Origin of the sequence: Gracilibacillus phocaeensis (assembly GCF_900626275.1) — a bacterium.
GTDB classification, from domain to species: Bacteria; Bacillota; Bacilli; order Bacillales; family Amphibacillaceae; genus Gracilibacillus; species Gracilibacillus timonensis.
This window is the reverse complement of the sequence record NZ_LR131143.1, coordinates 49,125-72,368: the sequence shown is the minus strand read 5'-3', so window position 1 is coordinate 72,368 and position 23,244 is coordinate 49,125. Positions and strand designations below refer to the sequence as shown.

Below are 23,244 nucleotides of genomic sequence, written 5' to 3'. Positions count from 1 at the left end.
AAAAGGAAAAGATATGCTGACATTGGCCGACTACTCCAAGGCAGAGATTGCTTATTTGTTGGAACTAGCAGCTCAAATAAAGAAAAAACATAAAAACGGAATACCTTATCAGCCACTAAACGGAAAAACATTGGGAATGATCTTTGAAAAGTCCTCGACTCGAACGCGGGTATCGTTTGAGACAGGGATCTATCAACTTGGAGGAATGGGTTTATTCCTGAGCTCCAATGATATTCAGCTTGGCAGGGGGGAGACTATCTCCGACACGGCCAAGATATTATCCGGTTATCTTGACGGAATCATGATCCGTACCTTTTCTCAGCAGGATGTCGAAGATCTAGCCGAAAACGCCACGGTTCCAGTCATTAATGGTCTGACTGATGATTATCATCCATGCCAAGTATTAGCGGATTTACAGACGATTCAAGAAGAGAAGGGTTCTTTAGAAGGTCGTAAGCTTGCTTATATAGGGGATGGCAACAATATGGCCCACTCACTGATGATCGGCTGTGCCAAAATGGGTCTGGATGTTGCCATTGCTGCACCGAAAGACTATCAGCCAAAGTCTGAGATCATCGAGCTGGCTTCTTCTTTCGCTAACGGCAGTGAGGTAATAGTAACCGAAGATGCAACAGAAGCAGTAAAGGATGCCGATGTGATTTATTCGGATGTTTGGGCCAGTATGGGGCAGGAAGCCGAGCAAAAGGAACGAGAAAAGTCTTTTGCTAACTATCAGGTCAATGATGCATTATTTGCCCAGGCAAAAGCAGACGCCATCTTTATGCATTGCTTACCAGCACATCGCGGGGAAGAAGTAACGGCATCGATTATTGATGGTCCGCAATCCGTGGTCTTCCAGGAAGCGGAAAATAGACTTCATGCGCAAAAGGCGTTAATGGTGGCATTAATGAGCTAGATCTCTTAGGAGGTCTAGTTTTTTTATGTCAGATGTGTCATCTTTTTAACATAATTCGATAAGCTAGCAGCAAGTGAAGCAAAGCCGTCATAATTTTTAGCACGCTGACGAAGCATTTCAATCGATTGCTTTTTGGTATGTGGAGGTCTGTTTTTTAAATCTTTAACAAGGATGAAATGAAATTTGCAGTTCACAATCGCTTCTTGCTATAATATAGATTAATTGTGACAAAGACCAAGCATGATGATCAAGCATAGGTCATATAATAAATCAATATGCAAAGAAGACGCAAGGGGAGGCGTATATCCTCGCTGTGTCCACTTATATATGTGTTTTTTTGCTAGAGAAAACTAAAGGATGGATTACCATGAATAAACAGTTAATTATAAAAGAATTAGAAAAAATAGTACGGGAAGGGCACATCTTGATCAATGAACCCTTAAAGAATCATACCTATACCATGTTAGGCGGGGAAGCCGATTTTTTTGTGATGCCAACAACAGTGGAAGAGGTGCAGGCGGTGATTCGTTATGCTAATCAATCAGCGGTACCCTTCACATTGCTCGGAAACGGCTCCAATGTCATCGTGCGAGATGGTGGTATCCGTGGCATTGTGATGAGTCTGAAGCAATTCAAAGATATATACAGCGAAGGTAATAAAGTAATAGCAGGAAGCGGTGCGCGTATTATTGACGCCTCCCGTTTTGCCTTGGACCAGAGCCTGAGTGGTTTGGAGTTTGCCTGTGGTATTCCAGGTACCGTTGGCGGCGCTTTGTATATGAATGCAGGCGCTTATGGTGGAGAAATCAAAGATTGTTTAGAGAGTGCACTGATCGTTGATGCAGCAGGTGATCTTTATCGTTTGCCAGCGGAATCCTTTGATCTGTCCTATCGCACAAGTAACATTCCAACGAAAAACTACATCGTATTAGAGGCCACCTTTTGTTTAAAGCAAGCCAATTATGATGAAATCAAGGCAGTGATGGACGATCTAACTTATAAAAGAGAGTCGAAACAACCGCTAGAATATCCTTCTTGCGGTAGTGTCTTTAAGCGGCCGCCGGGTTATTTTGCCGGAAAGTTGATTCAAGATAGTGAATTACAGGGAAAAGGGATAGGTGGCGCCGAGGTATCGATGAAACACGCGGGATTTATTGTGAATAAACATAATGCCACGGCAACCGAGTATATTGCCGTGATCGAAATGGTTCAACGTGAAGTAAAAAACAAATTTGGCGTTGAACTAGAGCGGGAAGTTCGGATTCTGGGGGAGGACTAAGTTTTATTAGGTAGAAGATGAAACGAGAAGTAACCCTTTAATTAACCTGGCTTTCTTTGTACGACTTTTTTTGATACGATACCTTTAACTTTTGGGAAAACGTTTTTCACCGTTTGATAGTGCTGCTTGTTATCAGAGGTTGGAAATGGGTCGAGGATAATCTGCGGCAACAAAAGGACGAATGATTGGAGGGTTGATGATGGATATTAGAAAGGTGAAACGATTGGATTATGATAGATTATCCCCATTAATCAATCAATGGTGGGGTGGACGGCAAATGTCAGAAAAACTACCGAAATTATTTTTTGACCACTTTACTGATACAAGCTTTATCGTTGAGGAGGATGGGGAAATTATCGGTTTTCTGATTGGTTTCTTATCACAAACGTATGCAAAGGAAGCGTATATCCATTTTGTGGGTATTCATCCGGAGCAGCGCAAACGAGGGATCGGTAAGGAACTTTATCACCGCTTTTTCTCCAAAGTGCAAACTGAAAACAGAACCAAAATACGATGCGTCACTTCTCCCGTCAATAAAACATCGATTGCCTATCATACAAAAATGGGTTTTGCTATTGAACAAGGGAATAAAATCGTAGACGGTATACCGGTGCATGCGAATTATGATGGCGCTGGTCAAGATAGGGTGTTGTTTGTAAAAGAGCTTGTTACGTAGTGGTAGCATAATGATCCAAGTTGGCGTTTGTCTTTGGTGATGAAAGCTTAACTAATCGAAGGAGGACTGTATCCTAATAAATGATTTCTATTTTAATGAAGATGTTACTATATGTTCCACCAAAGATGCGCTTTCGTCCAGAAGAAATGGTGGTATACGACCAATTGATTTCGACTATCTATGAAAGTCCGATTACTGCAGAGACACTAACTTTCCCAAAACATCGCTTTTTGCAGTATTTAGCTAGCAAAGGGGATTTTGTTTTCCACGGATCGAATCATGTAGCGATAGATGTATTTGAACCTCGTCCACAAACGTTATCTAACGGGAAGGTAACAAAGGCAGTTTTTGCCTCGTCAGATCCGATTTGGTCGATGTTTTATGCAGTATTTGACCGAAAGAAATTAGTCGGTAGTTTTAGAAATGGATGTTTCGTATACAAAAATAAAAAATATCATTATTATTCGTTGAATCAATCAACGATGGAAAATCGTCCTTGGACATCAGGTAAGCTATACATATTGCCGAAAAACAAATTTACTGTTGCAGATAATAGAAAGATTCCATTTGATGAATGGATATGTCATGATTTGGTGAAGCCGATCAATCATTTGGAAATCAGTGCGGAGGATTTTTATTACATTCATAAGGTTGCAACGCACCAAGATGATGAATCACTCCTAAAAACATGGTTGCTTTATAAAATAAGAACGTTGAAGGCAAAGAGGATAAGAGGCAGATAAATATTTTTTTAACCTATTATTGGTACCAATTCGTGACTAATCTGCCTAGAAAATAAAAGAGGAGCGATCAAATGAGCGATTATTTCCGCATGATAAAAGATGGAGAGAAACAGCCGCAAGTTACTCCTGATAAGATCGACTGGGAAGTCTTGGCTAAATCCGAAAGAGACTATGAAAAACACCTACAGGAGAGAGAATGCGAGGAAAATAAGACTGGAAAATGATAAGGTTATCATAAAGGAAGTAGAGCACGAAATGGTTGGAAAAATCCACTGCTATATCGTTGACAATTATCCAGTTATCCTATAATTTATAAAGAATAGAACGCACCACGCCTCTTAACAATGCGAACCAGGGTGGGTCATTTTTTAACATCGTTTAGAAAAATATTGCCCCAATTTAATGAAAAGGAGCATACATGTTTAAAAGACTTAACCGCTATCTTATATTTTTATTATTCACATTTTTATTGTTAGGAACACAGACGGGTGTATGGGCAGTTTTGTTAGCAGACTTAGTGGCAGCAATACAAATCAGCGAAAGTCAAATCGGTATAGGCTTGATGATACACTCTTTGATAGGTCTGTTGAGTGCTTATATCGGTGGAAAGATAGCTGATAAAGTTAGCAGAAAAGTGGTCTTGCTGTTTGCATTTTTTGGAGCGGCAGTATTTTATATCGCGTTAACCTTTATTGATAGTTTCTATCTGTTACTGCTTATTTTTGCGGTAGGTGGTATTTTCGTTAGTTTCTACGATCTAATTGCAAATACACTCGGTGGTGATTATGAAAGCGATCACAATCAGCCGATATTAACGCCTTTGCACGCATGTTTTAGTGTCGGTGCTGCCATTGGCTCCTTTTCCACAGGAATATTAATCAGTAGCGGTGTCGACTATACAAATATATACATGATAGTAGCTTTGCTGCTCTTCCTGATGGGGATAGCTGCTATATTTGTGAAAAAAGAACGTAAAACTCCTGATGAGATAGTGGAAGAACAGGTAAAGATCAACAAAAAATTTTTCATTTCGCTGAGTATTTTGATACCAAGCTTATTAATATGGTTCACCTTTTTTATTGAAAATGCGCTTGAAGGTTTTTTATCCCTATATTTAAGAGAAGCCTTGGACTTTTCCTCTGTTATGGGAGGGACGGCTATTGGCGTTTTTCATGTAGCTTCATTAGTTGGTTTATTGGTCAGTGCCTTGGTTATCATGAAATGGAAGCAGAATAAAGTATTACTCTGCTGTGGTATCATTGTGTTGATTGGTTTACTCGCCCTCATTGTGCTACCGACACCGCTTTTAACAACCGTTGGGCTTTTTTTAATCGGATTTGCCTTGGCGCCCATTACTCCAATAGCCTTTTCCATAGCTTCCAAAATATCTAATCAAAGACGAAGTGAAGCTGTATCGATTGTTACTATTTTTGGTTATCTGGCTTTCCTGCTTGCCCCTTTAACAATCGGTATTTTAGGCGATACTTTGTCGCTGAGAGTGGCATTTACCCTGCTTATAGGTTGTGCAATGTTCATTATCTTGTTGTCCTTATTTGTCTACAAGAGAAAGGAACTGCGTGTTGGGTGATCAAGTTTTAATACCGAAAAAACCGACTTCCAGAAAACCGCCATGGTTGCTAAAAAAATCGTATACGAAATAACAGAGCAAAAATCCGAATGTGCATTCCATTCTGGATTAGTATGATGCATGTAGAAAAGAGGTGATTACATGCATCAACCATCCATTGGGGTGTTTCAAGGTATTGCTTTATATATGGCGACGGTTTTAGGATCAGGTGTGCTTTTCTTATCAGGAGTTACGGCTTCCATAGCTGGACCAGCCTCCATTGTCGCTTGGCTTATGGTGATCCTTATCAGCTTTCCGCTTGCGTATTCCTTTGCTTGCTTAGCGAGAGAGCATCCAGACGCTGGAGGAGCTGCCACGTTTGTACGCTATGCATTTGGGAAGCATGCAGGAAATATGGTAGGCTGGTTTTATTTTGTTACGGCAGCAGTTGGACAAACGATCGTTGCCTTAACCGGTGCCTATTATTTGGGCAATGCTCTGAATTTTTCTTCGCTACAAATAACTTTATCTGCGGTGTTGATACTGGTTATTGCCGGCAGCACTAATTATTTTGGTATTCAAGTAAGTGGCAAACTAGCATTATGGTTAAGTGGATGTTTATTTCTTTTGTTAATAACAGCGATTGTATTGGCTCTCCCCCATATCAGCTGGCAGTCATTCAGTCCTTTTTTGCCTCATGGAATTGGTTCAGTAGGGGCTAGTATAACTGTTATTTTTTGGGCATTTTTTGGTTGGGAGGCCATTTGTAATCTTGCCAATCATTTTAAACAACCGAAACAAAATATCGTAAGAAGTACGATGTATAGTGTCATCATCATCGGTGTCCTTTTTCTTGCTCTTAGCTTTATTACTATTGGAACGGGAACGTATGGTGAGGAGGAGAGTGATCTATCTCCAATCGCGATAATGATAAATGACGCACTGGGGTTAAACGCCCAATTGCTTACTGGTATTCTTGCTTTCATCATTTGCACAGGAACAGCGAATGCATTTGTTGCAAGCCTGACCCAGCTTGGTTATTCCCTAAGCAGAGACGGTGCCTTTCCTGCTTATTTTTCTAAACGGCATCCAACTATCCATCTATCTAGACCCATGGTTTGCTTTGTTGTGATGTTTGCTGGTGCTGGAGTTTTGATGACAAGTGCTCTTTCACTTTCGTTTAACGATGTCTTATTTATTCCTACATCTTTAGGAATAATCGTGTATATTCTATCAATGGCTGCGGGTGTTAAACTGTTTAAAAAAGGAACATGGCCATGGTGGTGTTCACTAACTGCCTTTGTTTTATGTATGCTGGTTTTTCCGTTCTTTCAATCCTATATCATGGTTCCTTTCATCGTAATGTTCATCTATATCGCTTATATGTTTTATAAGAAAAACAGAGACAGGAGGTGAACAAGTTGGTGTTCCCTACCACATTTTCTTTTAACGAGATGGTCAAAATCGCTAATAACTGTGACGATGCCTATGATGGTCTATTTTTCTACGCAGTGAAAACAACAGGAATCTTTTGTCGTCCGTCTTGTAAATCCAGAAGTCCTAAAACAGAAAATATCACCTTTTTTCAAACGGTGGAGGAGGCAAAAAAAGCAGGTTTCCGTCCTTGCAAAAGATGTCAGCCGGATAAGATACATTTTAATCCCATGATGGATATCGTTCATGACGCAGAGAGATATATTCTAGGACACTACACAGAAAATCTTACTTGGAAACAAATAGCGCAAAACATCGGCATAAGCCCCTATCATCTAGGACGGATCTTCAAAAAACAGACAGCCAGAACGCTACGTGTCTACCTAGAGAATATTCGTGTGAATAAGGCGGTTCATCTGTTGAAAAACACAAATTTATCCCTTAGTGATATTTGTTATGAAGTAGGATTTCAAAGTTACTCCAGTTTTTATCATGCGTTTCAAAAACAGACACAGTATGCACCGCAACAATATAGAAAGCAAATAGATAAGTGAAATGGTTTGCCGTTGCTGGCGGATTAAGTATGGTGAATAGTATTGTATTAAAGGGTAAAGCGAAGGAAAATAAAGAAGCGGAATAACCCTTTTTGCATAAAGGTTAATAAGGCTGTAGCATAAACCATTAATCAAATAAATGTTTTCATGCCCAACTGTCCAAGGTTTGTCAGTTGGGTTTGTTTTAGGTGGCATATAATTGGTTGTTTTAGCCATCTTGCCATCAACTAAAAGTAAGGGTTGAGTGATCATAAATAAGGAGGTAAGCAACTAATATGAAAAAATTCATTAACCTATCCATGTCATCATTCTTTATTTCCCTTATCCTTTTGTCCGTTTGGTTAGATCGAGAAACACTTACAATTGATACGAATGGGTTATCTTCCCTATCAACGATGTCTTACTCCAGTTATTTCTATATGCTATTACAATATTCTATTGGCATCACGATCCTTGTCGTAATGATTCGTTTCCTATTAAGTTGGATAAAAAAGAAGGGTAAAGAAGATAATAAATATCCACTTAGAACTTATCACTAACATGATGGAGCACTTAAGTAATGTTGTGTAGAACCCTTTTTACAATCGCTGAGCAGTGAAAAGAAGGGTTAGTTCTAACAACGTCTACTTTAACATTTGATAAAAAACTTCTCATGCATGAAAAAGCACGCTCTTGTATGCTAAAATAATGGTAAAAATAAACGGGAGGATGGTTATGATCAGAATAATCGACAACAGAGGAGAAGATCATGAATGGACACTTATCGTTATCACCATCTTATCCTTACTTACGTTCAAGAAAATAAAAAGATTAGAACGGTACAAACATAAATTAAAAGGTACATTCACGCCATACTAAACGCCAAGGATTAGAAGAACATCAGGTCATCTTCCCTTGGCGTTTCGTATAAGGGAAACGACTACTCAATAGAAAAGGGTGAAGAATGTTGCAAGGATATGAGAATAAACAGGCTTTAATCGATGAAATGACGAAAAGAGCAACCCTATTTATAGATGAATTTGATTCTATTGATGATCATGATAAAGATACGCTTGTAAATGAAGTGGACAGAACACCAGCACAAATGATTGCCTACCAATTGGGGTGGATGAACCTGATTCTGTCTTGGGAAGATGATAACAAAAACGGGAAAGAGGTTATCACGCCGACAAAAGACTATAAATGGAACAAGCTTGGCGGCCTTTATCAGCACTTTTATGATCAATATGCTGATTATTCACTAGAAAAATTAACAGCTATGTTTCAACGTGATGTGAAGAAAATGATAGACTTGGTAGATAGCTATAAGGATACTGAATTATTTGAACAAGGCGGCAGACAATGGGCTACAACCACGCCGTCTAGCTGGCCGATCTGGAAGTGGATACATATCAATACCGTTGCACCATTCCAATCGTTTAGGACGAAAATTAGGAAATGGAAAAAGGTCAGAGGGGTATAAATTATTGGGAGTGGTATAGATGGATATGGAAGGAAAAAGTGCGTTTGTTACTGGTGCAAGTTCGGGAATAGGACGAACAGTCGCTATCGAATTGGCAAATCGAGGGGCAAGTGTTCTTATTGCAGATATTGATGAGGAAGGTGGACAAGAAACAGTCTCCATCATAAAGGATAATGGAGGAAAAAGCCAATTTCAACGAACAGATATTACCAATGAACAAGATGTTATCGACTCTATTTCCCTGTGCCATCAACTGTATAATAAAATGGACATTGCTATAAATAATGCCTGTATTTTAATCGGTTCCAAGTTAGCTGATTATCACGAAGCGGATTGGGATAAAGTCATCCAGGTTAATTTAAAGGGGACTTGGCTGTGTATGAAGCACGAAATTCAATCGATGAAAAAACAGCAATTTGGTTCCATTGTAAATACATCGTCAATAGCGGGACAAATTGGATTAAATCAACATGCAGCATACGTCGCTAGTAAACATGGGATTATTGGCTTGACTAAGACTGCAGCCATAGAATATGGTGAATATGGTATCCGAGTGAATGCCATTTGTCCGGGTACGATACATACTTCTTGGGTTGGCCGGGTAACCAAAAAAATGAATAACAAGCATCCATTAGGCAGGCTAGGTACAACGGAAGAGATAGCAGAAGCCATCATCTGGCTTAGCTCGGATAAAGCGTCTTATGTAACTGGACATTCATTGGTGGTTGACGGAGGGCGAACGGCTGGTGAATAATATAATATCATGCTAAAGGTAGGATTCGTATGAAACAATTAACATTTCATGAGCTACAGAACTATCTATCATTAAAGTATAAAGACGGCCGAACGTCGACTGCATTATTTATGAAACTAGTGGAAGAGGTTGGTGAGGTAGCAGAGGTACTTAATCAATTAGAGGGAAGAAAAGAGAATACTGGGAACGAATCACTAGAAAAAGAATTAGTAGACGTTATACATTATGCAGTAGCTATTGCTAGTATAAATAATATCGATTTAACGGAAGCTATGATAACAAAGGATAAACAAGCAGCAGTGAAATATAATCAATCGCCAAATTTAGAAGCGTTTTTAACAGTAAAAAATGAAGGGCGTTAAGTAATGAAGTGAATAAAGCAGCATAATCTATTAGAGTTTTTTAGACAACATATTAGATAAAGAGGTGACGCATTGTTGATAAAAGGAATAAACCATTTTCTATTTTCTGTTTCTGATTTGGAGAAATCAATCCAATTTTATCAAGAGGTATTTGAAGCGAAATTATTGGTCAAAGGGAAAAATACGGCATATTTTGATTTGAATGGTCTCTGGCTGGCGCTTAATGTGGAAAAAGATATCCCTCGGAATGAAATAACTCAGTCCTATACGCATATTGCCTTTTCCATAGAAGAAGTTGCGTTTGATCGTATCCATGATCAATTAGAGAAATTAGGTGTTAACATCTTAACGGGTCGTCCCAGAGATGAAAAGGATAAAAAGTCCATTTATTTTACCGATCCTGATGGTCATAAGTTTGAATTTCATACCGGCACATTGCAAGATCGATTGAATTATTATAAACAGGAGAAGCCATATATGGATTTTTACATATAAACAGTATGTCGGAATACTATCTAATGGATCTCCACATACTATTTTTGTTCAGCATAAGCAATCATATAAAAAAATACTCTGGTCCATTTTCTATTGGATCTTGTTTTCATTTCATGTAAATAAGATGAAGTGTAATCTTTTAAGGAGAGTTTGACATGAGTGCTACATTCTATAAACGGGCTTTTATCATTGATTTAATCATGATTGGTATTATTCGATTCGCTGAGATAACTTTTTTTGATTTTTCAAATACTGGAAAAATAACGGAGGCGATCTTATATATCATTGCTATTTTTCTTCTGGTAATGTTTGTTTGGAAAAAATCAAAGTCTTCAAAGTCAAATGTTGAATAGCCAATCTTGCTAAAAATAAGGATATCGTAGTATCTAAAGGAGATGGCCCTAATGATAACAGAATGGAATAAAGCCGATTTTCATAAATGCAGGAAGCTGCTCCATGAACAATCTCACTTAGAAGCAATGGCCGTTGTGGAGAAAATAAATCCCGGTCGTATTTTTGTCGATGATGTTGATCATCCTGTATCTGGAGTTATTTGGCTGGGGAATAATGATGGGTTTATATTTTTCGGAAGCGAACAAAATGAAGGATTTAACCATCCATTAAACCAGTTTATTGATCATGTAATCATACCAGAAGCAAAAAAGGTTGGATTAAAAGAGTTTGAGGCCATTGGAAATCATCAAAAATGGAATGAAACAATCGAAAGAATTTTTGCACATCGCAAGCTGGGGAGTTGGAATCAAAGAGTTTACTCCTTGCCTCAAGACAGTGATATAACGAGCAATAAGCCTACCATAGAGCAAGGATATCAAATGGTATCTATCACAGAAAAACTATTGAAAAATACGGATAATGCTGTAACAAACATCGAGTTTTTGCAAGCAAAGATAACAGAATTCTGGTCGTCGACGGAAGGTTTTTTACGTAATGGAATGGGATATGGTATGGTTTATCAACGTGAGCTAGTTAGTGTGTGCTTCTCTCGTTTTGTCGCTGGTAATATACATTGCATAGATATTGAAACATTAGAGGCACATCAAGGAAAGAAGCTCGCTCAAGTACTTGCTCATTGTTTTGTAGAAGAGTGTTTAGAAAATAATAAACTTTCATATTGGGATTGCATGGAAATGAATAAAGCCTCTGTTGCTGTTGCTGAACATATAGGGTTAAGAAATGTATGGAATTATGTGGGGTATGATTTTTCGCTTGAATCAACTTGATAGTACAGTCGCTAAATTTGACAATGGACCGCTAACATCATATAGTGGTGAACACTTCGTTTCATGTAAATGAAAAAATATCTATAGGAGGTGCAAAAAACGAATGATAAGTTTAGCGAAGGAGGCCGATGCTTCGATTGTTCATCAGATAATGAGAAGTGCCTTTTCAGAGTACCAAGATAAAATACCTCCATCGAGCGCTTTAGAAGAAACGGTGCAATCTGTATCAGAATCCATACAAAATGGAGAAAATGTATTCATTGCCTATGATGAGAAAGAGCCTGTTGGTATGGTTCGCTTTAAACAAGAAAAAAATGCATTATATTTTTACCGCTTGTCTGTTGTACCAGAAAAACAAGGCAAAGGAGTTGCAAAAAAACTACTGAAATCCTTGGAAGAAACTGCTTTAAAAAAGAATATAAACGAAATTCAATGCAAGGTTCGCATGGATGTTCAGAAGAATGTAGTGTTATATAGCTCCTTAGGTTACACTATTTTTGATGAAGAAGTGGTACATAAGCCAAATGGAATAAAACTCCATGTGGTTTCCATGAAGAAAGAGCTTTAGCAGGTAAACTTAGGGGAATGAGAATATAAGGTGATTAATGATGAGTCCACACGTAAGACGCGCAACCGAAGATGATTTAACGATTGTCCAAAGCATCGCTTCATTATCATGGGCACAGGCATATAATGAGCTTATCCCTAGTTCGGTTCAAAAAAATATATAGAATCAGCTTATGCAATGGAACAACTTAAAGATAGATTAGAAACAACATCCTTTTTTGTAGGGGAATGGGAAGGGAAGGTCGTTTCATTTGCTAATCTATATTGCAGTGCGAAGGAGTTTGATCTTTCGGCTATTTATGTGCATCCCTAATTTCAATCAAAAGGGATAGGAAGTGCTCTTTTAAACAATCTCTTTCAGGAATTACAAACGGGTGATGAGTTGGTCGTTTACCTTGAAAAGGGTAATCATCAAGCAGAATTTTTTTATCGGAAACATGGATTTGTCTATGTAGAATCATTTAACGAGTTTTTATTTAATCATACTTTTAAAACTGTTAAAATGTCCATCATAATATAAAAAAGAACTGGTAGAACGACTGATCCTTGCGAAACATTACATTGCAAAAAAGTGGGTGATGAATCATTTTGAAAAGTTTAAATAGATGATATAATAGAAAGTATTCATCTGTTCTTCTTGAACTAATGGTCAGTTAAATTTAATAAAGGGGGCAAATTTAGTGCAAGGATATAATGTCTTAATGATTTACAACAACGATATGAATCAATTGTTAATGTGTGAACGATTAAAGAATCCATATAAAGGATTAAGTAATTTAGTAGGAGGGAAAATAGAGAATGGAGAATTAAGTATTGAATCCGCTTACAGGGAACTGTTGGAGGAAACTGGTATTTCCAAAAAAGATGTTATTCTTCATCATTTAATGGATTTTACATACTATCTACAAAATTGTTACGTTGAAGTTTATGCTGGTAGATTAAAGCGTGATGTGAGTGTTACAGGAGATGAAAATGTTTTATACTGGTCTGATTTGAACAAGGACTTTTTTGATATGTCTTTATATGCTGGTGAAGGAAATATTGGTCATATGATTGAACAAGTTAATATGGTCAAAGATAATATACTATCTGATGATAATTTCCTTGTTGTAGAATAGTCAGTTTTCGGAACGGAAATTCTTATTGTGCTAATAGCTCGTTAGTTAATCAACAATAAAATATATGTGTTGTGGTAAATGAGGTCATTAAGGAAAGATGAATACAGGTATTTTTCCTGTTAATCTGTATTTGTTCTTTTACATGATATCCGATTATTTATTATTATGTATTCTTTTGTCACAGTGCTAGCCACTGTGAGAAACGAAGAGAATCCCCTCTGATGATAGCTATCTTTACTTAGCATAGAAGATATAGGAGCTGATACGATTGGATGATTTTCAAAAAATGGTCAAGCTTTTAGACGATATGAACCAGCGTCAGAAAGAAATGCAAAGTGATATAACAGATATGAAAAGCGACATGTCCAGAATGAATGGCGACATAACGAATATGAAAAGCGACATATCAGAAATGAAAGAGGAACTTGCTACCGCAAAGCAGGAGAGAGAAGTGATTAGGAAAACCGTTGTTCAAAATGTGGAAAACATCGAAGAATTAAAAACGACTGTAAATGAAATAAAGGACGACCAAAAATCTTTTTTCGAGATTGTAGGCGAACACGAAGTCGCCATTAGAACATTGCGAAGAAAACCAGTTTAATCTTTTTAAGGAAGGGCAGGGGAAAATCTGCTCTTTCTTTGTTACAAGCGTCGTTCATAGTGTGATCATTCAACACGTTTTTATCAACTGCCACGATTTCGATTTAATGAAATACCCAAATAGATACGCTTCAAAAATAAAAGACCTTTGATGGCACCTCTTTTCTTTTCCCCAAACATCATTTTTTAGCATGTTGGTAACTCTGAATAGAAACATAAACGAGGCACAAAATAAATAAAACAGTATACACCATACGTAATGGAATATGATTATTTTTGTGTGATGAAGCATCTTTTTGTATTTTAAAAGGGTCACTGATTTGTAACCACCATTTTAACCAAAGTGCTAACCTGCTTGCTCATGGTACGCTATTTGTGCGGATGGAGCTCCTAAAGTTTGTTTTTTCTTCTTCCGCCAGTAAAAAAAAACACTACCATGGATACAAACAAGGTCAAGGGTGGTGGAAGTATTAATTAAATATATTGGATGAAAGGTAAGGAAGTTTCAAATTAGCGGGTGGTCCAAAACCACTCGAAATAATCATATATTTCCCTTCCTTAGTAAACCATATCTATGTATTATCCGTATCGCTCATTCCGTCCAGCTTTCATAAAAACTACATCTTTTGTTTTTTTACATTGGTATGATCCTTGTCTTTATGCTTTTCCCCGTACCATTCGCTCTTGTCGACTCCAAATTTTATTCTAAACTCTTCAGAGTATTTATTAAGGTAGTAGCTTCGGAGCATGACACTATTTAAATACAGAAATCCTAGGATAGCTAGACAGGCAGATAACGGAACAAAATCGATCAGCCCCCCCCATTAAACGGGTTTCCAAGTCTCCTGCTGAAGGAAAAATAACCTTGCCAAGATAATACAGACCACCAGCACCTGCCAATACACTTAGAATACTTTTCCTATTTCTGCTAAAGCCTTCCACGATAGCACTTCTTTTCTTTTTCTCTCCAAATACCATTTCTTTAGCATTCTGGTAACTCCGAATAGAAACATAAACGAGACAAAAGATAAATAAAACAGTGTACACCATACGCAATGGAAAAGAATAAACGATTAATTGTGTAAACTTAAAATATAAGAACATAAACAGGAGTACAAAAACTGTAAAAGAAGTATTATAAATAATATACCCTTTTACATTGTTTTTTTTCCTATAATATAAGCCTCCAAATAAAGTAATTACCATTAATATACTTTGTAAGATTAGGTACCAAATGTTTGATAAAAATGGGACGTACTCATTATTCGTATCAAGCACAATTGTGCCGGTATCCAAATTGCCTCCCATCCATATACTAACTCCATAAAAAGCTGAGAACCCACCCATAAAAAATAGGATAAATATAATAGATTTTCCAAAAGAAAACCTCTCTATCGTATCAATAGAATTTTTTGCAAAGTTCTCACTAACTGTGTCTTCCACCTGTGAGAAAGAGCCTGAGAATATGTTTTTCATATAACCTTTCCTTTCCTCCGTAAAACGTATCTATGTATTATTCGTATCTCTCATTCCGTCTTGATTTTTTACATTGGTATGATCCTTATCTTTATGTTTTTCCCCGTACCATTCACTTTTGTCTACTCCGAATTTTATTCTGAACTCTTCGGCGTATTTATTAAGGTAATAGCTTCGGATCACGACACTATTTAAATACAGAAATACTAAGATACCTAGACAAGCAGATAACGGCAAGAAATCGATCAACCCTCCCATTAAGCGAGTTTCCAAGTCTCCTGCTGCAGGAAAAATAACCTTGCCAAGATAATACAGGCCACCAATACCTGCCAACACACTTAGAATAGTTTTCCTATTTCTACTGAAGCCTTCTACGATGGCACTTCTTTTCTTTTTCTCTCCAAATACCATTTCTTTTGCATTTTGATAACTTCGAATAGAAACATAAACGAGACAGTAGATAAATAAAAGAGTGTACACCATACGCAATGGAAAAGAATATACAGCTAATTGTGTTATTTTAAAAACCAAGAATAGAAATAGAAGTAAAAAAATTGCAAGCAAAGTATTGGAAATAAAAAATGCTTTTACACTATTTTTCCTTCTAAAATATAGAATGTTAACCACGGTAATTAAAATTACTATCCCTTGTACGATTGGATACCAAATATTTGTTAAGAATGGAATGTACTCGTTATTCAAGTCTAGTGACACGGACGTCCCATCCATATTGTTTCCAAAGTATATACTAAATCCATATACAGCATAGAAGACACCCGTTAAAAAAATGAGTAGAATAATAATTCTTCCAAAAGAAAACTCCTTCATTCCATTAACTATATTTTTTACATAACTTTTACTAACTGTGTCTTCTACTTGACCGAAAGAGCCTGAGAATATATTTCTCATGTAACATTCCCATCCTTTTTTAAACATGTATTGTTTATAGTCATTCAAATGTAGTATAAAAAATCCCCATTTGATATGTCCAATGATTCGACTAACATCATAATTGGAGGTAACTCTGTTGAAGCCTCTTCTGCGTAAACCTTTTTTCGGGAGACATTACCAAGAATCCTACTAATACGAAAACGAATGAGAATAGAAAAATTTAGGTTTCATAAAATCTCTTCTTGTTATTTGTGAGTGTTATACTATATAATACTTATAATTGAAAATATGGAAAATAAATTTATGGTTATTTTGTTGTGTACGTTAATATAATAGATGTATACTCAAAGGGGCTAATTACGAAAAAATCAACTATCATTATTTTGGTCTCTGTATGATTAATTATGATAGTTTATGCTTTCATTTCATCTTCAGTTAAATTTGAAGAAGAGAAAAAGGATGAGGAAGATATTTTGATAGATATAGCTGATTATGTACGTGAAAAATATGAAACTCAAGCTATTAATGTCAATCATACTGATCTTGTATTATATTTTGATTTAGTTGAATCAGTTGATAAAAATGCATTACAAAAAGAAATTTTATCAAATGGGACCCGTTGCTCAGGGCGGTTACTGGTCAAGGATTATTCTTGCCTATACAGGCCCTTTCTTAGTTAAATATCACAAATACAATTTATAAAACTAACGGGAATTATTAATAATTCCCGTTAGTTTTAAGGAGAAGAAAATGATTAACATCACTAATTTACAAAAATCGTTTGGAAAAAAAGTTGTCTTTGATGACTTTCATTTACAAGTGGAACCCGGAGAATTTGTTGGGATTATAGGGAAAAGCGGATCTGGAAAATCAACTTTATTAAATATTGTTGGTACATTAGAAGATCCCGATTCAGGAAAAATAGAAATATTAGGAAGAGAAGTCAAGCGTAGACGTGACAAAATTTATATGCTTAGAAATCATATGGGTTTCATTTTTCAAAATTATGCTTTGATTGATAATGCTTCCGTATATGAGAATTTAGAAATTGCCCTTAAACATAAAAAAATGGGAAATGCAAAACAAAAACAAATGATTTCCACTGCTTTACAAAAAGTGAAGATGGAACATTACCATAAAGAAAAAATATTCAGATTAAGTGGTGGAGAGCAGCAGCGTATAGCAATTGCTAGATTGTTATTAAAAGATCCTAAATTAATTTTAGCAGATGAGCCGACCGGATCACTAGATACTGAGAATAGAGATTTGATATTTTCGCTTTTTAAAGATTTACATAATCAAGGGAAAACCATTTTAATGGTGACCCATGATAAAGAACTAATTAATTACTTTACTAGAACAATACAGTTATAGAAAGCATTCCTGTATATAAAAAAATATGAAGGTAAGTGGGGCTAGAATCGATTGTACAAAAATAGAGCCCTCTTGGTACGATAGAGAGTGTCATCGCGATGACCTCGAAATTAGATACCAAGGAGGACTCCTACCATGGATTCTACACAAAATAATCGCTTAGAGCAAATCACAGACAAGACACTTATTGTCGGAATAGACGTGGCCAAGGACAAACATGTCGCGCGTGCCATAGATGATCGTGGACGCGACCTGGCTAAACGATTGGTGTTTGAAAATAGTCTAACAGGTTTTCAATCATTGTTGGATTGGGCAGAGCATCTTGCTGAGCAACAACAGCGCCCCCATTTTATGTTTGGGATGGAACCAACAGGACATTACTGGCTCAACCTGGCTTATCATTTAAAGGCACAAGGGTTGCACGCTGTGGTTGTTAACCCAACGAAAGTCAAACGCACCAAAGAGTTGGATGATGACTCGCCAACGAAAAACGATACAAAAGATGCGAAAGTAATAGCACAGGTAGTGCGGGCAGGACGCTTTCATGAACCGATTTTACTGGAAGGTCTTTATGCTGAATTGCGGGAAGGGATGAAACTCCATGACATAATGGAGAAAGATTTGACATCTATAAAAGCGCAGGTACAGAATGCGCTAGATCGCTATTTCCCGGAGTTTACAACTGTTTTTAAAGACTGGACGAAGAAAACACCGATCCATTTCTTGAAAAAAGGTTATCTTCCCGTTGATATCGCCTCCTGTTCGGAAGAGGCTTTACTGGCGGAAATCAAAGAAGCGGCGAAGCGTGGCGTTGGAATCAAGCAAGCTCGATCCCTGAAACATGCGGCTGAAACGAGTGTAGGTATGACCGTTGGACTGACCATGGCACGAGAGGAAATCAGCTATTTAATCGATCAATATGTAGCTATAAAGGGACGTATCGAGGCTCATGAAGCACGATTGGAAGAACTTGTTCTCCAGGTGCCCGGTGCCCGTCAAATGATCGCGATAAAAGGGGTTGGTGTCATGACCGTTGCCGGGTTTTTCGCTGAAGTAGGAGATTTATCCAATTATCAAGATCCACGCCAAATCATTAAATTAGCGGGACTTAATCTGCAGCTGAACCAATCGGGCAAATTCAAGGGTCAAACAACGATTACGAAACGTGGTCGCCGTCGATTAAGATCTATACTGTACCTTGCCGCACGCCCTTTATCAGCTAATAACGAAGGTTTCAAACAGCTGCATCATTATTATAGAAATCGCCCGGACCATCCACTGACAGGCAAAGAATCGTTCGTAGCACTTGGCCGAAAGCTTATCAAGATCTTTTATGTCATGGGTACGCGCAACTGTGCATTCGATGGAGAACGCATGATGAGGGATATCCCTTCATTGAGATCCCTGCAGAAAGTAGCTTGATGAGACAGATTGCAGACAGAAACGCGTGAATGCTTGATACAGGCGAATGTAGGATAGCTTGTATAACAGGCTATGCCTCCACCAAAACCAAATAATGCATGATATACAGGAATGTGGCGTGATACAACAGAAAATACGCTGTCTATTTGTTTAAATTCGATGACATCGGAAGCACGGATTAGCCGGTCGGTATCTACTCCGTTAGGGCATAGACCCACTTAGAAAGCATATCCGGCATCCACACATGGTAAGGTTGAACAAAGGAATCTACGCGCACGACGCCGAGAAACATGGGAGGATCCACCGCCATGTTGAATGTGGAGATCCAAAGGTGCAATCATACGGTATATTTTACTTAGTTTTCATAAATATGGATGCTAAGTTCGTGAGGGGCTACTTATTATTTCCATACTTAACCCCCCGGGCGTATACTTTCCTTCACCTTAACCAGATAGCTTCACCAAATGTGGTAGAAAAAGATAGAAAAACAGCGATATTTTAAGGAAATCAAAATAAATTGAGGGAGCGGAGGTTCATATGAAAAAGCTTATCTTTGTACTCTTCGCTACCACCTTTATACTTATAAGTTTCTTATCAATAAAGCAATTTGAATTTTTACAATTTCAAAATTTCAATTATCATCCAACAAACGAAATATGGGATGTTGTTATAGAAAGCGGGAATAAAGATTTAAACAAAGCTGATAATTTCACTTTGCTAACAGATATGACAAATGAAGCAAAAATTAATTTGCAGAGAGAATCTTATGAGAGCAATGATAAGGGAGAAGATAAACTTGTTTATTATGTCTCATTATCCGATACTGATACTTACTATGCTGATATAAAGTTAGCATCAGGAAACTATATCGATAATGAAAGTAACGAAAACGAATATATTTCTACTATAGCAACTAATGATAAAAATCAAATTGGGAAAATAGAATTATTCCACAGCTTTGATCCTATTGAAATAAGACCCATGATAGCAGCACAAAACACACGTGATATTAAAGGAAGTTACACTATAACCAGTGGAGGAGACCCTAAGCAATTTGAACACTTAGGATTAAGCAATGGTTTTTCCATCGAGGTTTCTAGGAATACTTCTCAAGTAATGTTTTCTCAATATCCCTATAATGAGATATTGTACCAAACAACTATCATTTTATGCCTGTTAATTATGCTAGCTATGTTTTATGATATCTCAAATAATTATAAAGAGGTAGCAGTAAGATACTTATTAGGATATAATTTCCCTGAGATAGGTGGTTATATTCTCAAAAGATATTGGATTACCATAGTAAGTTCCTTATTACTAGTTTATATCGGATTAATGCTCTTCTTATTCATATATAATGGCTACCAGCAATTAGGTGATTTTTTAGTTTATTGGTTGAAAAATATGGAGAGTTTATTTGTTTTGATAATTATCTTATTACTTTTCACTTGGCTAGCTACGTGGAAAATTAGTATTCCCAATATGATTAAAAATAAAAAACCAATTAAATTGACCCTGAATTTAACCATTTTGACTCGTCTTGTATTAGCGCTTATTTTGGTGTTAACCCTAGAACAAGGAATCGGCGTATATAAAGAGTTAAAATCTACGGCAGACTATCAAGAAAAATGGTCTATATTAAAAGAATACTCTTATTTAGGTGTCATATCATCGGGAGGCTCCTTCGACTTTGGTAAGGAAGATGAGAAAAATAATCGTTTTAATCAGTTTTATAAAGAATTAGAAGAAGAAGGAGCTTTTTTAATTTTACCTTCATATTACTACATGGATTATAAGCAGAAACCATTAACTGGAGTTAATCGTTGGGGGATGTGAGTATTGCGGACAGATTGAGCCAGTAGTGCGGAGTTTTGAGCCAGTCATTGCGGAAAAAGGAGCCACCTTTTGCGGAAGAGAGAGCCACTATAGAACAACCTCTTGTATAATATAAGTTACATGCAATATAAGCATGATACTTATATACAGGAGGTTTTTTTATGGTTAATTGTCGTAAGATTCTGGAATTATATTTTGAAGGAGTTAGCCAAAGAACTATAAGTTCCAGCACTGGTCATTCAAGAAATACGGTCTCTGAGGTTGTCCAACGTTCTAAGAAGCTTCATCTTGAAAATTTGAACGACACGATGACCAATCAATGGTTGGAAGAGCTTCTCTTTCCCGAGAAACAAGCTATTGAGAAAGGTTACTTCCCGGTTGATTGGGAAAAGGTGCATAAGGAATTACAAAAAAAGAATGTGACCTTGACTTTACTGCATCATGAATATGCAGCGGAAGCACGTGAGACAGGAAAGATTCCCTATGCTTATCGAACATTTGCCGAAAAATACGGAAAATATGCCAAAAAGTATAAATTGACCATGCCTATTCGCAGAAAACCAGGTGAAATTATAGAAGTAGATTGGGCTGGTTCTACATTGGAAATTATAGATCGTTCAAGCGGTGAAATACTCCCAGCATATATCTTTACTGCAACCCTGCCATACAGTCAATTCAGTTATGTGGAAGCTTTTCTGGATATGAAATCAGCTAATTGGCTTACCGCCCATATAAATGCATTCGAGTACTTTGGAGGTGTTTCAGAGACCTTAGTTCCTGATAACTTAAAAACAGGGGTTACAAAGACTCTTCGAGATGAACTTCTTCTTAATGAAGCCTATCGAGAACTAGCAGATTTCTACCATACAGTTATTGTTCCGACTCGTGTACGAAAACCAAAAGATAAGCCTAGTGTAGAAGGAACCGTTGGATATATTTCTCGACAGATTATTGCTTCACTAAGAAACTATCAATGTTTTCATATCGAAGATTTAAATCGGCAGATTTTTAAAAAATTGGAAGAAATTAATACGATTGATTTTCAAAAACGTCCTGGCTCACGTAAAAAGGTGTTTGAGGAAGAAGAGAAATCCTACCTTCAACAGCTTCCTCAAACGCGATACAAACTTACAGAATGGAAAACGGCAAAAGTTCAATTAAACTACCACATTCAAGTTGAACTGATGTATTATTCCGTTCCATATGACTACGTCCGTGAGTCTGTCGATGTTCGGTTAACCACGGATCTAATTGAAGTTTACTTCAATGAGGCAAGAATTGCATCCCATAAACGGTTAAAAGGTGAAATGGGTCAATTTTCTACAAATACAGATCATATGCCTGATAATCATCGATTATATCTGGAACATAACCCAGATAATAACCGAAAGTGGGCAGAAGAGGTTGGGCCTTACATGACGCAATTTGTTTCTTATATTTTGGAAATGAACGTGGAAAAGAAAGCACTAACTATTCTTAGCTCATTAAGGAATCTATCGACAAAGTATACACAGAAAGAACTGGAAAAAGCAACACAAACATTACTTGAAATAGCAACGAATCCAACGGTTTCTGTTTTAAAAGGCATACTAAAGAGAAAAAAGAAGAAAACACAAAATAGAAAGATAGATATAGATAATCATCAGACCAACAATGATAATTACGGATTTGTACGTGGAGCTGAATATTTTGGGAGGGTTAATAAATGATGAACGAAGAAACACTACGAAAATTAACTGAAATGAAAATGGGCGCAATGGCAGAACTGTACAAGTTACAGTGTCAAAACAAAGATTATCATAATATGGATTTCGATGACCGATTAAACCTCTTGATAGACTATGAATATGATCGTCGCAAATCAAATAAACTGGAACGATTAATTAAACAGGCGACATTCAATGACCCAACGGCGGCCATTGAAGATATAGAGTATCATTCTGACCGCAATCTGGATAAAAAGCTTATTCTAGAGTTAGCAACAGGGAATTATATTCAAAATCATCATAACATTATTTTAATGGGAGCTTCAGGGAACGGAAAGACGTGGATATCGAATGCCTTTGGAGTTCATGCATGTCGCCAATTTTACAAAGTAAAATATATTAGATTGCCTGAACTACTTGATGAATTAGCTATTGCGAAGTATGAAGCTGATGGCAGCTTTCGTAAATTAATTCAAAAATATAAAAAAATAGATTTATTGATTCTTGATGAGTGGTTATTAACCGAACTTTCTGAGGAAAACGTGCTTCATGTATTAGAAATTATTGAAGCAAGATTAAAGAGAACTTCTACTATATTCTGTTCGCAATTTTCACCAGAAGGATGGCATTCGAAATTAGGCCAAGCACAGATAGCAGATGCGATTCTTGATCGTATTGTCCATGATTCTTATAAAATCCTTTTAGATGGAACAATTTCGATGAGAGAACGCCATGGAATAGACAGGAAATCTTGATAGGACAACGAAAGGA

Annotated in this window: 29 protein-coding genes; 27 read left to right on the top strand and 2 right to left on the bottom strand. The window is 36.9% G+C overall.

Going from position 1 to position 23,244, the window contains the following annotated elements; translation table 11 throughout:
• The first annotated feature begins 13 nt into the window (after positions 1–13).
• The 21 genes from argF (at position 14) to E0E32_RS04795 (ending at position 13,769) form a co-directional block, all read left to right on the top strand.
• Complete coding sequence (argF, locus tag E0E32_RS04880; RefSeq protein ID WP_066188964.1) at positions 14–916, top strand: ornithine carbamoyltransferase; 903 nt, start codon at positions 14–16, stop codon at positions 914–916.
• 367 nt (positions 917–1,283) lie between these two features.
• Positions 1,284–2,195, top strand: a complete 912-nt coding sequence (gene murB, locus E0E32_RS04875; RefSeq protein ID WP_130859157.1) for a UDP-N-acetylmuramate dehydrogenase — start codon at positions 1,284–1,286, stop codon at positions 2,193–2,195.
• A gap of 199 nt (positions 2,196–2,394) precedes the next feature.
• Entirely contained in the window at positions 2,395–2,871 is a 477-nt protein-coding gene (locus E0E32_RS04870) for a GNAT family N-acetyltransferase (RefSeq protein ID WP_130859497.1), read from the top strand.
• 95 nt (positions 2,872–2,966) lie between these two features.
• Complete coding sequence (locus tag E0E32_RS04865) at positions 2,967–3,614, top strand: hypothetical protein (protein ID WP_286171734.1); 648 nt, start codon at positions 2,967–2,969, stop codon at positions 3,612–3,614.
• Between the two features lie 71 nt (positions 3,615–3,685).
• Positions 3,686–3,838 carry a hypothetical protein gene (locus E0E32_RS22065; protein ID WP_165444961.1) on the top strand — a complete coding sequence of 51 codons (153 nt, stop codon included), beginning with the start codon at positions 3,686–3,688 and terminating at the stop codon, positions 3,836–3,838.
• Positions 3,839–4,032: 194 nt separating this feature from the next.
• Positions 4,033–5,202 carry an MFS transporter gene (locus tag E0E32_RS04860; protein WP_130859155.1) on the top strand — a complete coding sequence of 390 codons (1,170 nt, stop codon included), beginning with the start codon at positions 4,033–4,035 and terminating at the stop codon, positions 5,200–5,202.
• 141 nt (positions 5,203–5,343) lie between these two features.
• Positions 5,344–6,597: an APC family permease gene (locus E0E32_RS04855; protein ID WP_130859154.1), complete on the top strand. Its 1,254-nt coding sequence runs from the start codon at positions 5,344–5,346 to the stop codon at positions 6,595–6,597.
• Between the two features lie 38 nt (positions 6,598–6,635).
• Positions 6,636–7,169, top strand: a complete 534-nt coding sequence (locus E0E32_RS04850; protein WP_130859496.1) for a bifunctional transcriptional activator/DNA repair enzyme AdaA — start codon at positions 6,636–6,638, stop codon at positions 7,167–7,169.
• Positions 7,170–7,444: 275 nt separating this feature from the next.
• Positions 7,445–7,708: a hypothetical protein gene (locus tag E0E32_RS04845; RefSeq protein WP_130859153.1), complete on the top strand. Its 264-nt coding sequence runs from the start codon at positions 7,445–7,447 to the stop codon at positions 7,706–7,708.
• 175 nt (positions 7,709–7,883) lie between these two features.
• Positions 7,884–8,027 carry a hypothetical protein gene (locus E0E32_RS22060; RefSeq protein ID WP_162840588.1) on the top strand — a complete coding sequence of 48 codons (144 nt, stop codon included), beginning with the start codon at positions 7,884–7,886 and terminating at the stop codon, positions 8,025–8,027.
• Between the two features lie 88 nt (positions 8,028–8,115).
• Positions 8,116–8,631 (top strand): ClbS/DfsB family four-helix bundle protein, encoded by a 516-nt coding sequence (locus tag E0E32_RS04840; protein ID WP_130859495.1) that lies wholly within the window; start codon positions 8,116–8,118, stop codon positions 8,629–8,631.
• A 19-nt stretch (positions 8,632–8,650) separates the two neighbouring features.
• Positions 8,651–9,385: an SDR family NAD(P)-dependent oxidoreductase gene (locus E0E32_RS04835; protein WP_207302268.1), complete on the top strand. Its 735-nt coding sequence runs from the start codon at positions 8,651–8,653 to the stop codon at positions 9,383–9,385.
• A gap of 29 nt (positions 9,386–9,414) precedes the next feature.
• A complete protein-coding gene (locus E0E32_RS04830; RefSeq protein ID WP_130859152.1) occupies positions 9,415–9,747 on the top strand; it encodes a MazG nucleotide pyrophosphohydrolase domain-containing protein in 333 nt (110 codons plus the stop codon).
• Positions 9,748–9,822: 75 nt separating this feature from the next.
• Positions 9,823–10,242: a FosM family fosfomycin resistance protein gene (gene fosM / locus E0E32_RS04825; RefSeq protein WP_434059203.1), complete on the top strand. Its 420-nt coding sequence runs from the start codon at positions 9,823–9,825 to the stop codon at positions 10,240–10,242.
• 155 nt (positions 10,243–10,397) lie between these two features.
• A complete protein-coding gene (locus tag E0E32_RS04820; protein WP_130859150.1) occupies positions 10,398–10,595 on the top strand; it encodes a hypothetical protein in 198 nt (65 codons plus the stop codon).
• 51 nt (positions 10,596–10,646) lie between these two features.
• Complete coding sequence (locus tag E0E32_RS04815; RefSeq protein ID WP_130859149.1) at positions 10,647–11,483, top strand: GNAT family N-acetyltransferase; 837 nt, start codon at positions 10,647–10,649, stop codon at positions 11,481–11,483.
• Positions 11,484–11,586: 103 nt separating this feature from the next.
• Positions 11,587–12,051: a GNAT family N-acetyltransferase gene (locus tag E0E32_RS04810; protein WP_066187561.1), complete on the top strand. Its 465-nt coding sequence runs from the start codon at positions 11,587–11,589 to the stop codon at positions 12,049–12,051.
• 40 nt (positions 12,052–12,091) lie between these two features.
• Positions 12,092–12,214, top strand: a complete 123-nt coding sequence (locus tag E0E32_RS22580) for a hypothetical protein (RefSeq protein WP_286171730.1) — start codon at positions 12,092–12,094, stop codon at positions 12,212–12,214.
• A gap of 164 nt (positions 12,215–12,378) precedes the next feature.
• Entirely contained in the window at positions 12,379–12,570 is a 192-nt protein-coding gene (locus tag E0E32_RS22800) for an N-acetyltransferase (protein ID WP_130859493.1), read from the top strand.
• Positions 12,571–12,730: 160 nt separating this feature from the next.
• Positions 12,731–13,168, top strand: a complete 438-nt coding sequence (locus E0E32_RS04800; RefSeq protein WP_130859148.1) for an NUDIX hydrolase — start codon at positions 12,731–12,733, stop codon at positions 13,166–13,168.
• A gap of 268 nt (positions 13,169–13,436) precedes the next feature.
• The gene (locus E0E32_RS04795) at positions 13,437–13,769 is read left to right on the top strand and encodes a hypothetical protein (RefSeq protein ID WP_130859147.1); all 333 of its coding nucleotides are present in this window, start codon (positions 13,437–13,439) and stop codon (positions 13,767–13,769) included.
• 752 nt (positions 13,770–14,521) lie between these two features.
• On the opposite strand, the gene E0E32_RS04790 is transcribed toward E0E32_RS04795, so the two are convergent.
• Both E0E32_RS04790 and E0E32_RS04785 read right to left on the bottom strand, forming a co-directional pair.
• Positions 14,522–15,244 carry a hypothetical protein gene (locus tag E0E32_RS04790; RefSeq protein WP_130859146.1) on the bottom strand — a complete coding sequence of 241 codons (723 nt, stop codon included), beginning with the start codon at positions 15,242–15,244 and terminating at the stop codon, positions 14,522–14,524.
• 30 nt (positions 15,245–15,274) lie between these two features.
• Positions 15,275–16,153 carry a hypothetical protein gene (locus tag E0E32_RS04785; protein WP_130859145.1) on the bottom strand — a complete coding sequence of 293 codons (879 nt, stop codon included), beginning with the start codon at positions 16,151–16,153 and terminating at the stop codon, positions 15,275–15,277.
• A 386-nt stretch (positions 16,154–16,539) separates the two neighbouring features.
• Here E0E32_RS04785 and E0E32_RS04780 point away from each other — a divergent pair, with 386 nt between their 5' ends.
• The 6 genes from E0E32_RS04780 to istB all read left to right on the top strand — a co-directional run bounded on the left by E0E32_RS04780 (position 16,540) and on the right by istB (position 23,228).
• Complete coding sequence (locus E0E32_RS04780; RefSeq protein ID WP_130859144.1) at positions 16,540–16,815, top strand: hypothetical protein; 276 nt, start codon at positions 16,540–16,542, stop codon at positions 16,813–16,815.
• 70 nt (positions 16,816–16,885) lie between these two features.
• Entirely contained in the window at positions 16,886–17,509 is a 624-nt protein-coding gene (locus E0E32_RS04775; RefSeq protein WP_130859143.1) for an ABC transporter ATP-binding protein, read from the top strand.
• A gap of 135 nt (positions 17,510–17,644) precedes the next feature.
• The gene (locus E0E32_RS04770) at positions 17,645–18,931 is read left to right on the top strand and encodes an IS110 family RNA-guided transposase (RefSeq protein WP_130859142.1); all 1,287 of its coding nucleotides are present in this window, start codon (positions 17,645–17,647) and stop codon (positions 18,929–18,931) included.
• A gap of 537 nt (positions 18,932–19,468) precedes the next feature.
• Positions 19,469–20,767, top strand: a complete 1,299-nt coding sequence (locus tag E0E32_RS04765; RefSeq protein ID WP_130859141.1) for an FtsX-like permease family protein — start codon at positions 19,469–19,471, stop codon at positions 20,765–20,767.
• Between the two features lie 161 nt (positions 20,768–20,928).
• Entirely contained in the window at positions 20,929–22,476 is a 1,548-nt protein-coding gene (gene istA / locus E0E32_RS04760; RefSeq protein WP_130859140.1) for an IS21 family transposase, read from the top strand.
• The gene (gene istB, locus E0E32_RS04755) at positions 22,473–23,228 is read left to right on the top strand and encodes an IS21-like element helper ATPase IstB (RefSeq protein WP_130859139.1); all 756 of its coding nucleotides are present in this window, start codon (positions 22,473–22,475) and stop codon (positions 23,226–23,228) included. The genes istA and istB overlap by 4 nt, the downstream gene beginning before the upstream one ends.
• The last annotated feature ends 16 nt before the right edge of the window (positions 23,229–23,244 follow it).

Bases quoted from the DNA above. Each gene is read 5' to 3' on its own strand.
- argF (WP_066188964.1), top strand. From the start codon at position 14: ATGCTGACATTGGCCGACTACTCCAAGGCAGAGATTGCTTATTTGTTG.
- murB (WP_130859157.1), top strand. From the start codon at position 1,284: ATGAATAAACAGTTAATTATAAAAGAATTAGAAAAAATAGTACGGGAA.
- E0E32_RS04870 (WP_130859497.1), top strand. From the start codon at position 2,395: ATGGATATTAGAAAGGTGAAACGATTGGATTATGATAGATTATCCCCA.
- E0E32_RS04865 (WP_286171734.1), top strand. From the start codon at position 2,967: ATGAAGATGTTACTATATGTTCCACCAAAGATGCGCTTTCGTCCAGAA.
- E0E32_RS22065 (WP_165444961.1), top strand. From the start codon at position 3,686: ATGAGCGATTATTTCCGCATGATAAAAGATGGAGAGAAACAGCCGCAA.
- E0E32_RS04860 (WP_130859155.1), top strand. From the start codon at position 4,033: ATGTTTAAAAGACTTAACCGCTATCTTATATTTTTATTATTCACATTT.
- E0E32_RS04855 (WP_130859154.1), top strand. From the start codon at position 5,344: ATGCATCAACCATCCATTGGGGTGTTTCAAGGTATTGCTTTATATATG.
- E0E32_RS04850 (WP_130859496.1), top strand. From the start codon at position 6,636: ATGGTCAAAATCGCTAATAACTGTGACGATGCCTATGATGGTCTATTT.
- E0E32_RS04845 (WP_130859153.1), top strand. From the start codon at position 7,445: ATGAAAAAATTCATTAACCTATCCATGTCATCATTCTTTATTTCCCTT.
- E0E32_RS22060 (WP_162840588.1), top strand. From the start codon at position 7,884: ATGATCAGAATAATCGACAACAGAGGAGAAGATCATGAATGGACACTT.
- E0E32_RS04835 (WP_207302268.1), top strand. From the start codon at position 8,651: ATGGATATGGAAGGAAAAAGTGCGTTTGTTACTGGTGCAAGTTCGGGA.
- E0E32_RS04830 (WP_130859152.1), top strand. From the start codon at position 9,415: ATGAAACAATTAACATTTCATGAGCTACAGAACTATCTATCATTAAAG.
- E0E32_RS04820 (WP_130859150.1), top strand. From the start codon at position 10,398: ATGAGTGCTACATTCTATAAACGGGCTTTTATCATTGATTTAATCATG.
- E0E32_RS04815 (WP_130859149.1), top strand. From the start codon at position 10,647: ATGATAACAGAATGGAATAAAGCCGATTTTCATAAATGCAGGAAGCTG.
- E0E32_RS04810 (WP_066187561.1), top strand. From the start codon at position 11,587: ATGATAAGTTTAGCGAAGGAGGCCGATGCTTCGATTGTTCATCAGATA.
- E0E32_RS22580 (WP_286171730.1), top strand. From the start codon at position 12,092: ATGAGTCCACACGTAAGACGCGCAACCGAAGATGATTTAACGATTGTC.
- E0E32_RS04790 (WP_130859146.1), bottom strand. From the start codon at position 15,244: ATGAAAAACATATTCTCAGGCTCTTTCTCACAGGTGGAAGACACAGTT.
- E0E32_RS04785 (WP_130859145.1), bottom strand. From the start codon at position 16,153: ATGAGAAATATATTCTCAGGCTCTTTCGGTCAAGTAGAAGACACAGTT.
- E0E32_RS04780 (WP_130859144.1), top strand. From the start codon at position 16,540: ATGATAGTTTATGCTTTCATTTCATCTTCAGTTAAATTTGAAGAAGAG.
- E0E32_RS04775 (WP_130859143.1), top strand. From the start codon at position 16,886: ATGATTAACATCACTAATTTACAAAAATCGTTTGGAAAAAAAGTTGTC.
- E0E32_RS04770 (WP_130859142.1), top strand. From the start codon at position 17,645: ATGGATTCTACACAAAATAATCGCTTAGAGCAAATCACAGACAAGACA.
- E0E32_RS04765 (WP_130859141.1), top strand. From the start codon at position 19,469: ATGAAAAAGCTTATCTTTGTACTCTTCGCTACCACCTTTATACTTATA.
- istA (WP_130859140.1), top strand. From the start codon at position 20,929: ATGGTTAATTGTCGTAAGATTCTGGAATTATATTTTGAAGGAGTTAGC.
- istB (WP_130859139.1), top strand. From the start codon at position 22,473: ATGATGAACGAAGAAACACTACGAAAATTAACTGAAATGAAAATGGGC.